Source organism: Coleofasciculus sp. A1-SPW-01 (assembly GCF_040217205.1).
In the GTDB taxonomy this organism is placed as follows: domain Bacteria; phylum Cyanobacteriota; class Cyanobacteriia; order Cyanobacteriales; family Coleofasciculaceae; genus Coleofasciculus; species Coleofasciculus chthonoplastes_A.
Window position 1 is genome coordinate 23,294 of the sequence record NZ_JAVJNP010000113.1, and the last position, 11,383, is coordinate 34,676.

The window sequence follows — 11,383 nt, forward strand, 5'->3', positions numbered from 1 at the left end:
TTATAAATCTTGCCTACCCTACCTAAAATTACCCTGTTTGCCAGCAAAAGCCATGAATGTCTCCCTTTTAGACAAACAACCCCAGCCACCATTAGCCGAAAAATTGGTGACTTTGCATGATATTACCTGGGAACAGTTCAAAGCGATCGAAACCCAATTACAGAATAATCAAGGTGTCAGGCTGACTTACTTATCTGGGGTAATGGAAATCATGTCTCCGATTGGGGCATTTCATGAAAATATTAAAAGCACTCTTAGCTTGCTTTTGGAAGCTTACATGAGAGAAAAGGGCATCCGATTTTACAGGCGTGGTGGATTTACGCTGGAATCGCCTGGATATGCCTCCGGTACACCTGATGAATCTTATTGCATTGGTAGCAATAAAGAAACGCCTGATATTGTGATCGAAATTATTGTTACCAGCGGAACTATCGACAGACGGGATTTGTATAAACCCAGACGAGTGCCTGAAGTCTGGTTCTGGAAATCCGATCAGATGAGGATATTCTCTCTGGGCACATCTCTAGAGTACGAAGAGGTGAATCGTAGTTCCTTTTTCCCCGATTTGGATAGGGCGCTGTTGTTACGCTACATTGCGTATCCCGATCAGTACGATGCCGTAAACGAATTTATTCAAACAATCCGCAGTCGTTGAGGGCAATTGTAATCCGGACTATAGGGTTTTCATTGGAGATGTGGAACTCACAGATAGAAAAAATTAAAATCAGTTATCAGTTGCTTCCGTATCACTCCACTCGACATGAGTAACATTGACTTCGGCACCGGGGACAACCATTCCCTTAAATGAAGCCGTTTTTCCTGGAGGAACTATTGTCGGTTCAGCATCAATGAATCCATTATCAATTGGGTTTCCTTGCTTATCCAGAACTTGATAATTGACTCTGACGAGTTGAACCGGATCGCAAGTTCGATTGGTTACTTGACCGATAAGAGAATTACCGTTGTAATTAACCTGACTTACAGACATTCCATCAGCCTCGGAAATACAACGACTGGTAGCGGCTTCGGGTTGGGTTTGACACAAATGACTCAGATCAAGTATCCTGCCATCTCCAGTTTCCATATAACAAACTGGGGCATCAAACGGCTGGATTAACCCTTCTGGATCAGGGGTATCGGCTAATAGGGGACGATTGAAAATTATTCCTGGCAGTAGTAAGGCAAGATGAGCGATGAAAAATGAACTCAGTTTAAGCATACTTTCCGCTTCTGTCTACATTCACTTGACTCTGAACTTTGGCTGGAAACATATAAATCTTACCGACGCGGCTGAAGCTGCTGCAGACGCTGTAGGCGCTGTTGCCGTCGCAGTTTCCGTTGCTGCCGATCAAACGGACGAAAGCGATCGCGCCTTAGGGGTACGCGGTTGATTCGAATCCTCTGTGAAGCCCCACTCGGTGACAAATTTAAATCATCCAGGATTTGAGTCGCAGCCATTTCACCTGTTTCACAACCTCCTTCCATGAAACCCCAAAATTCTAAGGAGCAGTGTTCACCAGCAAAAAAGAGATTACCCACGCGCTCTGGCTGTACACCGTATATTTGGGTATATTGTCCCACTAAATAGGTGGAATAAGACCCACGAGAGTATTGTTCACCTGACCAGTAGGCACGAACAGCACCAGGTAGCCTGATTGCACTAATGCCAGGGAATACTTGCTCTAACTGAGGGACAAATCGTTGGGCGTGAAATTCCGGCGTTGCAGTTCCCAGGACTAGACCTTGGCGACCGCCAGTATAATTTTCCACTAAACCTTCAGAACCAGGAGCAAAGGGGGTAGCTTCCCTGGTACTTTGAAACGGTAAGTCCGTGTAGACGTTACAGTTTGAGTTATAGCGATCGCGCCATAATCGGCTCTGATAGCCCGTAAATAATTTGGAGTTAGTCCCATAGCCCTGAGTATTGATCGCTAGCTTTTTCGCTGGTGGTAAATCGATCCGGAGATCGAGGGTACGCAGTACGCTAAAAGGCAAGGTCAACACAACTCGTTCGTACTTGCGCTCAAAGGTTCTACCTTCAGAGCGCAAGCTTACCCGATAGCGCCCATCCGACAGTTGACTCAGGGACTCTAACGCTACCCCAGTTTCTATCGAATCGGCGAGGAGTTCTGCCAATCGGCGCGGAATTTGATTGTTGCCTCCTTCAATCTGATAGCGCTCGTCGTATACACCGTAAAGAGAAAATTCACCAGGTTCAGTACCTATGTTGTAGAGGAGATTAATCGAGGACTGCTCTTGCACCTCTACGCCTTCCCACAGCACATACGCCACATCAAGTATCTTGCGGATCGTTGGTGTTGTTGGTAAACGTTCTAAATACTCGCTGAGTGAAATTCTGTCTAAAGCTTCTGTCGGCGGATCAGGTATAGCATAGCTTTCAAAATTCTCAATTGCCTCTAAATCCGCTTCAATCTGCTCAGCCGCAGGGATAAAGTCTTGAATAAGTTTTTCCAGGGGAACTCGGCGTCCTTCAAAGAAAAAAGTTTCCGGTATCAATCCTTCAAAGACCTCGAACAGGTCGATGAGTTTGAAACCAAGTTCCCCTGCCAAACGTTGCATACAAACATCACCCGTGTTGATATATTCGCCCCCTAACTCGGCTAGAGTGTTAGTCCCAGCCGCGTTAGGCATGCTCCGAATTCGACCGCCGACTTGGTTTCTTGCTTCGATGACATCCACGGGAACCCCACGCTGCTGCAAGCGATAGGCGGCGGTCAATCCAGCAATTCCTGCACCCACCACTAAGACTGGGGAGACTCCGGGTTGAGCAACAGCACGATGTCCATCCCGCCGAAAGGTCGTAGCCGCCGTGGCTCCAGCTAAGGCTAAACCACCTTGCAACAAACGGCGACGAGAGGTTTTGGCTTTCAGGTTCAGGTTGCCAATGACCTCGGCAGGGGGAATACCTGTTTTTCTGGATATCTGAGCAACTCTGTAGGCTTGATGCAGGATTTTAACCAAGGGAGATTTAGCCATTTTTTACCCTTATCCTTATAAATGCGAGTTATTTATGATGATTTTTTTGATGATTGTTGATATCTACTAACTATATGGGGGTAGGGTAACGCTTGTATATAAAATTTTGTAAAGATTTTTGACGGCTTTAGGCAGATTTTGTAAAGATTTGTTCTTCCCCAGCCGTTATGATGTTAGAGCTTTACGATAAAACTAATACGCAGATTCAAATTTTATATCATATTGCAACAGAGCCAAACTGGAGGGATAGGGTGAAGAACTACCAAAAATTAGCGGTTGCTACGGCTGGAGTAGCTTTGAGCTTTGCCACAATTGAGACTAACTCAGCACAAGCGGCGATCATTACCTACGATTTCACGGTGGATGTGACCACAGGTTCATTGACCGATACCCAATATCAGGGGTTTTTCAGCTATGATGACTCGACCCTAACCGCAAGTGGGGTCGAATCGGTGGGAATTGCAGAGGGATTGTCTATATCCTTTGACTTTTTAGGGGTTACCTATACCGAAGCAGATGACTATCTAGTTGACTTTGGTTTTCCCTTTGTCGAATTTAACCAGGGAAGCCTAGTGGGATTGCAATATACAGTCTCGAATAACGCCATTTTCTCCATATTTGGCGACAATCCCAATGGCTTGGGAGGAGGAGACCAGTTTAACTATATCGATGAAACCTCCTTTGAGGTGGGTAATGGTAGTGTCACCTACTCGTTGCGTCCCGCCTCGGTTTCTGTACCAGAACCTAGTGCTGTTTTTGGGCTTGGCATTTTGGGTTTTGGCTGGTTGGTAAGAACAAAGTTTGGGCTTCGTCGTTGATTGTTCATCGTTGATTGCGGATTGCTATGAACTATGAACCATCAACCATGAAGTTGACTTAGTGTTGAACGGCGATGTGCAATCCCCCATATACGAAAAACCTCAGCGCTTTCTGTGAAAGGCTGAGGACAAGTATCAGGGTGTATGCTTTTCTCCTTCAGGCAGAGTTATTTGGTTGATGACTGCATCTGGAGTCTTGCTACTTATTATATTGGCTCATAAGCTAGACGATCTTCTAGATCAGTTCTGACGCAGTTTGCTCTTGATCTAAAACTGATCTTGACAAAATAGTCATTTGTCATTTCTCGTACCCGCTGCCCTTGAGAAGCACGCTACGTCCTTTGTTTCAAATCTAAACGACAAGAGGGCGGGTTTTGTTGATCAGTTATCGGTATACCCGTCAATTAAATGGCTAAACCCGCCCCTACAATACCCTCAATTACACTGAGAAACGTTGGTAAAGTCTTCCAGGGTGGGGGCAAAATTAACGGTTCCTGTATTAGTTTGAGGGAGATTATCGAGATTAACGACCTTGAATGTGCCATCATTGCGCTGAAGCTGGAACTCTGTCGTGCTTGTATTCTCAGTTAGGGCTAGGCAAAAGCTGCGATCGCTATTGAGTACGGCATTAAATCCCGGAATAGCATTTTTATCCAAAATTGTCAACTCTACATCGGCAAGAGTTTCAGCATTGCCATTCGTTTGCAAAAAGATACCCTGACTGGCATTATCCGTAACCATGGTATTGTTAATCCGATAATCTTGCACCGAGACAGCATTTCCCTGGACAAAAATGCCTTGACCTCCATCCGTTTCACTGGTGGGAGTTGTACCGCTAATTGTACTGGTTTCAATCTCAAACTCCTGGCGGCTATTATTATTCGCCGATACAAAAATTCCCTGACCTGTGCTATTACTAATCTGCACATTACTAATCTGAAACCGTTGCTGAGATTGGAGTTCGGGATTCTTCTCATCCCCATTCGCCCCAACAAAAATACCTTGACCCTGACTATCACTAATTTGGACATTATCAATCGTGAAGTCTTGCTGGGCAATGCTATTGGCTTGGACAAAAACCCCTTGACCGCCACTGTCGAGATTATTCAATGTCGTATCATTAATCGTACTATTTGTAATCTCAAACTTTTGAGTGCTATTGTTATTAGCGCTCATGAAAATTCCCTGACCTGTACTCTCACGAATCTGGGCATCTGTGATGGCAAACTCTTGCCGTGATTGTACACTGAGGTCATTTTCATCTCCATTCGTTGTCACAAAAATACCCTGTCCAGCATTGTTGGTTATCGTGGGACTATCAATCTGAAACTCCTGGACTGCCATACGATTACCTTGCACAAAAATTCCTTGTCCACCTTCGCCTTGGGCGTCGAGTTCAATATTGCGAATCGTGCTGCTATCGATATTAAAGACTTGTTCGCTGTTATTGTTGGCGGCAATAAAAATTCCCTGACCTACAGTATCACTCACTTCCGTGCCATTTAATTTAAACTCCTGTCTCGATTGAACCGTTAAGTCCTTTTCATCACCATTGGTAGCAATTAAAATACCTTGTCCAGCGCTATTTGTGACTGTGGTATCGTTGAGGGTGAAATCTTGAACAGCGACGCGATTTCCCTGAATAAAGACGCCTTGCCCGCCATCCCCATTACTGCCGAGGCGAGTCTGGTTAATGCTACTGGCATCAATATCAAAAGTTTGTTGACTGTTATTATTCGCCGCGATAAAAAGTCCTTGTCCTGTACTCTCGCTAACGGTGGCGTTGCTGAGGTTAAAATTTTGGATAGATTGCTGCATCAAGTCATTTTCGTTACCATTGGCGGCGATAAAGATGCCTTGACCTGCACTTTCAGTAACCGTTAAGGTTTCCAGAGTCAAGGTTTGCTGGGCGCTGGCATTGGCTTGCAGGAAAAGACCTTGACCACCATCCCCATTTTCATCCAAGACGGTGTTACTAATACTTGTATTTAAAACGTCAAAGACTTGACGACTATTATTATTCCCAGCCAGATAAAATCCTTGACCGACACTATTAGTAATTTGATTATTGGTTGCGGTTAATTGCTGTTGCACCTCACCAGAGGATTGAATAAAAACACCTTGACCACCACTGTCACTGATTTGATTACTATCTAGGGTGAGTTCTTGTTGAGTGGTTCCCGATGCTTGAATAAAAACGCCCTGCTGACCACTATTTGTGATAACATTACGAGCGATCGCACTGGTTCCAGTTACATCGATGAGACTAATCCCTTGTCCTGTGGCATTGGTGATGCGGTTATCTTGAATCGTCACATTCTCAATAGCCGCGCCTTGGATACCATTCCCCGTGGCATTCGCGATCGCAAAGCCAGTCAGGGTGGTATTATTGGCTAGGGTTACTGTTCCTGTAATCGTGGGAAACTCACCGCTTCCCGATAAGGGTAACTGAAGCGTACCTAGTTGCTGAGTATCAATGTATTGGGGTAATGCTGCTGAGAGTACCGTTACTCCATCAGCAAACTGAAACCCTTCTGTCTCAGATGTCGTACCCACTTGCACATAAACAATATCATCAGCTTGTGCCACACTCAATGCATCTTGCACTGTCCCAAACGGTGTTTCAAACGTACCATTTCCGGTACTCCTCCCCAACGTGACCTGTTGAAACTGCCAAGGTTGACCCGTTTGGGGATTTATCGCCGCAACTTGCTCATTTTCGGTTTGTTCATCAACAACAATGGTGGCGATACGTCCCACCGATTCCCCCATACGCGCAAAAGCGCTACCTGATTCAACCCCACGGGGACGAGTTCCAGGAAAGGTTGCGCCTAAACTGAGGACAATCCGAGTGTCAAAGATTTGGTCAGTTTGCACTGATAAACCCAGATTCAGATAATCCGTAGGATGTGCTTCCAATCGCCCTCGAATCCCAATCGCATTATCTGTTCCCTCCCCACCATAGTAATAAAACCCTGCATATCCCCGTAAATCTCCCGCCCCTAATCGCAATAACCGTCCCCCCGCTTCAATATCAAATCCCGCCATTGCTGCTTCAAAGCGCTGGCGATGATTGAGAAGTAAATTATTCTCCTGAAATCCGCGCAGGGAGAACGACTCATCCACCTCTGGGCGGCGTTCACCAACTGGCAAATACGCATTCACCCGCAAATCCCAATCGTCTCCTAGTCGTTCAAACCCTGCACCAATTTGGTGAAACAAGCTGTTTCCGGTATCGCGGGTATCGTAGGAAAGATAGCCTCCGAGAATCCGGTTTTGCGTGGAATTGTAAAATCGTTGTCCCAGAAGAATCGTTCCGCCCATCGTGGAGTCGGTGAACAGGCGTAATTGCCCTTCCAGAAATGTCACGGTACTTCCGGGATTCTGAGTAATCGGAACAAAGCCTTCCAGACTAAAAAATGGGTCTTGATAGCCGGCTCCTTCGCTGGTAAACTGGCCGCCTATACGGGGTAAGACTCTCAAATCTGTGGCAGTTCCTTCAGTCAGTGAACGGGGCGTATCGGTTTCCGACTCAAGGGTTTGGGCAATGACAGGCGAAGTTAACCCTCCAGAAACAAGTAATCCAACACAGAGGGCTTGAGCTGAGATTTTCATTAATCAGAGGGTGAGTACAATCGTCACCCCCTCTTACAGTTATCGCTTTCGGGAATCCGGCAAAGGGGATTATGGGTTGAAGTTTTGTTAAGTTATGTCGCCAAAAAAAAATCCCCTTTCGGGGACTTTTCCAAGGGTGGGAAAAAGATTTCATCTATATTTTTATTATCTACCCAAGTGGCAGGAGTTGTGTGTAGCTACGATAAAGTTTATATGAAAAATCGATGAAGTTTCTGTAAAGTTGGGTCTGGTCGTTGGTCATGGCTTCTTTGTCCGTTGTTATTGATCCCGATACTTTATCCCTTTTTATTTATCAAAATGGTACCACCCAATAATGGAAAATCCCGTTCTCGATCCACTGAGAACGGGATAAGGAGTGAGATACACTAATTGCAACTTGGGAGTAAGCGATGTATATCGTCTTACCTAGTAGCTTAACTGTTCTCCAGAAGCTTTTGGGATAAGCGTTGATGAAGAATGGCTCGATTTATGTGAAAATTCCGTAAATATGACCAGTATTACAATTCGCATTCCTGAAGATGTGGTCGAGGATCTCATACCGAGTTGCGCTCAAACATAGTAGATAGGAAAATCAGGGGGAGCAGGGGGAGCAGAGGGAGGGAAAGTTATATCTTTGAATGCAACTTGGTATCAAGCCTTACTTTTCACGATTTAAATTGGGTATTAGTAGCGAGCAAGATGCAAAGCCTGCGGCATGGCTTCGCTTAACGCACTACAAGGATTTCGTCATTATTGACATTAAGGTTTAAATGCCGAACAGCTTAGCATCCTTCATAAGTATGGCATCACCTTGCTCAGGACAAATGTACCCTTGCTCCCCCAGCTCTCCCAGCTGACACACCGAGCGAAGTCGAGGTGTTCCCCCGCTCCCCCTCACCACAACACTTATTCAGCAGATCCTCAGTTATCCCCCTTTAACCAGCGTTTGATCAGATTGAAAGGCTATCCTTTGGCAAACGGGGATGTTTTCTACATCCGTTCAAGTACCGAAATACCGAGTAACGACAATCCCAGTTTCAACGTTTGGGCTGTTAAGTCACACAATATTAATCGTGATAGTCTCACGGATTCCTCCGCTTTAAGTACAGGACATTGGTCATAAAATTGACTGAATTTCTCGCTCAGTTCATACAAATACTGACAAAGACGATTAGGCAATAACTCTTGCTCAACTTCTTTAATTACCTCGTTGACTTGTAGTAGATGTTTAGCTAGTGTTGCTTCTTGGTCTTCTTTTAATGAGACTTGAGTAGATGTTCTTAACTGCTCAAAATCAATGCCACCTTTGCGACCAATACTTTGAATCCGGGCATAAGCATACAGCAGATACGGTGCTGTATTTCCTTTGAGCGATAGCATCTTATCGAAGCTAAACACATAGTTGCTGGTGCGATTTTGACTGAGGTCAGCATATTTGACCGCCGCCATACCAACCACTTGAGCCACATGTTCAATGAACTCCTCGGTTTCCTGGCGACCTTCTGCTTGGATGCGAGTTTCCAGATCAGCACGCGCACGCGCGATCGCTTGATCTAATAAATCCCGCAATCGTACTGTCTCTCCAGACCGAGTTTTTAGCTTTTTCCCGTCTTCCCCTAGTACCAATCCAAAGGGAACATGCACGATTTCAACAATCTCCGGTAACCAACCTGCTCGTTGTGCAACCTGAAATACTTGGGCAAAATGATTCGCTTGTCCAGCATCAGTAACATAAATAATCCGATTTGCCCCATTTTGATCAATCCGGTAGCGTAGTGCGGCTAAGTCAGTTGTGGCATAGTTATAACCCCCATCCGACTTTTGCACAATTAAGGGTAAAGGTTCACCTTTTTTATTCGTAAATCCTTCTAAAAAAACGCATTTAGCACCTTGGTCTTCCACTAATAAGCCTGATTGTTCTAAATCTTTTACGACATCGGGAAGTAAGGGGTTATAGAATGATTCACCCCGTTCGGTGATATGCACATCCAGTAAATCATAAATGACCTGAAATTCCCGCCGGGATTGCTCACACAGCAACTGCCAAGCTCGTTTGGTATCTTCAGCCCCAGCTTGCAGTTTCACGACTTCCTGTCGTGCAGCTTCTTGGAAGACTTCATCGGTATCAAATCGTTTTTTAGCTTGTCGATAAAAGCTGACTAAATCTCCTAAATCAACCGCCTCAGCCGTGGTTAATGCCTCTGGGCAAACTTCCCGAAGATAGGTAATTAACATGCCAAATTGAGTTCCCCAATCTCCGACATGATTGAGGCGCAAGACATCATGATCTCGAAATTCCAAAATACGGGCAATGCAGTCACCAATAATAGTGGAGCGCAGATGACCGACATGCATTTCTTTAGCAATGTTTGGACTGGAAAAATCCACAACCACTCGTTGGGGCTGTTTGGCGGGTTCTACACCTAAGTGAGGGTGGGTGAGATTCCTATTCAGCTTGGCTTCTAAATAGGCGGGTTTGAGTGTGAAATTAATAAAACCGGGTCCAGCTACTGTGGGGGTGTAGCAGATATCAGCAACATCTAGATGGTTGATCAGCATCTGTGCGATCGCTCGTGGGGGTTGACCTAGCGGTTTTGCCAGAGAGAGTGCCGCATTCGATTGATAATCACCAAATTTGGGGTTACTGGCAGGAACTAACATTGGATCTGTACCTGCCATCGTTTCACCAAAGGCAGCAATTAATGCTTGCTCACATTTGGCTTTTAGTTGTTCCAAGGTTGAAGTCATTGCGCTAGGTAAAGAGTTGAAACGATAAGAGGTTGCCAAGAATTAGGGAGAAATGGCTTAATCAAAATATTAGGGAATGAACTTTAAATGCGATTCTCGTCCAGTAAGTTCATACTTAAATCCAGCCAAGTGGAACGAGTTATGGGGGCACTCGTGGAAATATAGTCTACACCGGTTTGGGCTACAGCACGAATGGTGTCCAGGGTGATATTCCCAGAGGCTTCAATTTTGAGTCGGTCATTTTTGCCGCGAATCTTATGTACCGCCTGTCGCATCCTCTCCAAGGGCATATTGTCCAGCATGATAATGTCAGCCCCCTGCTCTAAGGCTTCTGTCACTTGCTCTAGGGTTTCGGTTTCGACTTCAATCCTTAGGGGGTAGGGCATTTGTTCCCGGATACGAGCGATCGCGTCTTTGATGCTACCTGCTGCCACTATATGATTGTCTTTAATCATCACGGCATCATCTAAGCCGAAACGATGATTAATGGCACCACCAACTTGAGTGGCATATTTTTCCAGCAGTCTTAGCCCAGGGGTAGTTTTACGGGTATCGACGAGTTGAGTCGGAAGATCAGCAAGTTGATCGGCATATTTGCGGGTAAGGGTAGAAATGCCGCTTAAGTGCATCGCTAGGTTGAGAGCCACTCGTTCTCCCATTAAGAGGGTATCCAGAGAGCCATGTAAACGAGCAATGACCTGTCCAGGATGACAGTCTTCCCCTTCAGCTACAACGGCAACAAAACTGGTTTGATCACTTAAGAGTTGGAAGATCCGTTTCGCGATCGGCAATCCAGCAATCACTCCCCCTGCTTTAGCCGTCCATTCGGCTTGGACAATTTTGTCTGGGGCTTCCCACAAGCCTTGAGTAGTGCGATCGCCTCGACCAATATCCTCTAACAACCAGTTCTGGAGGATCGGATCTAGCAGGATCAATGGCGGTAAAGCTCTCATCTGAACAAACAGGGGTAATTTTCTCAAGCTGGTCGGGTTAGCTCTAGATTTAACATAGCTCAGATTGCCCTCTGGGAAAGGGTTTTTGACTTCTCCAAAAAAAATTTGAAAAAAAGGTTGACAACTCCAGAAATAGCCACTACATTGGTAAATGCGCTTGAAACGGAGTTCACTCCACATCCAAGCGTCCGAACCAAGACAAATCAATAGTTTGAAAGCCAAGCATACAAAACTCCTTGTCAAAAAACTTCG

At 45.4% G+C, this 11,383-nt stretch carries 7 protein-coding genes; 2 read left to right on the forward strand and 5 right to left on the reverse strand.

Going from position 1 to position 11,383, the window contains the following annotated elements:
- Positions 1-52 precede the first annotated feature (52 nt).
- Complete coding sequence (locus tag RH949_RS17540) at positions 53-655, forward strand: Uma2 family endonuclease (RefSeq protein ID WP_446354889.1); 603 nt, start codon at positions 53-55, stop codon at positions 653-655.
- 69 nt (positions 656-724) lie between these two features.
- Here RH949_RS17540 and RH949_RS17545 read toward each other — a convergent pair whose 3' ends face one another.
- Positions 725-1,219 carry an FxLYD domain-containing protein gene (locus RH949_RS17545; RefSeq protein ID WP_446354891.1) on the reverse strand — a complete coding sequence of 165 codons (495 nt, stop codon included), beginning with the start codon at positions 1,217-1,219 and terminating at the stop codon, positions 725-727.
- A gap of 59 nt (positions 1,220-1,278) precedes the next feature.
- Positions 1,279-2,997 (reverse strand): flavin monoamine oxidase family protein, encoded by a 1,719-nt coding sequence (locus RH949_RS17550; RefSeq protein WP_446354893.1) that lies wholly within the window; start codon positions 2,995-2,997, stop codon positions 1,279-1,281.
- A 251-nt stretch (positions 2,998-3,248) separates the two neighbouring features.
- Between RH949_RS17550 and RH949_RS17555 the strand changes: the two genes are divergently transcribed.
- Positions 3,249-3,815, forward strand: coding sequence for a PEP-CTERM sorting domain-containing protein (locus tag RH949_RS17555; RefSeq protein ID WP_446354895.1), 567 nt, complete (start codon positions 3,249-3,251; stop codon positions 3,813-3,815).
- Positions 3,816-4,250: 435 nt separating this feature from the next.
- Here RH949_RS17555 and RH949_RS17560 read toward each other — a convergent pair whose 3' ends face one another.
- From RH949_RS17560 to nadC, 3 genes are all read right to left on the reverse strand, one after another.
- Complete coding sequence (locus tag RH949_RS17560) at positions 4,251-7,430, reverse strand: right-handed parallel beta-helix repeat-containing protein (RefSeq protein WP_446354897.1); 3,180 nt, start codon at positions 7,428-7,430, stop codon at positions 4,251-4,253.
- Positions 7,431-8,420: 990 nt separating this feature from the next.
- Positions 8,421-10,178, reverse strand: coding sequence for an arginine--tRNA ligase (argS, locus tag RH949_RS17565; RefSeq protein WP_446354899.1), 1,758 nt, complete (start codon positions 10,176-10,178; stop codon positions 8,421-8,423).
- 83 nt (positions 10,179-10,261) lie between these two features.
- Entirely contained in the window at positions 10,262-11,131 is an 870-nt protein-coding gene (gene nadC, locus RH949_RS17570) for a carboxylating nicotinate-nucleotide diphosphorylase (RefSeq protein WP_044209903.1), read from the reverse strand.
- Positions 11,132-11,383: the final 252 nt, after the last annotated feature.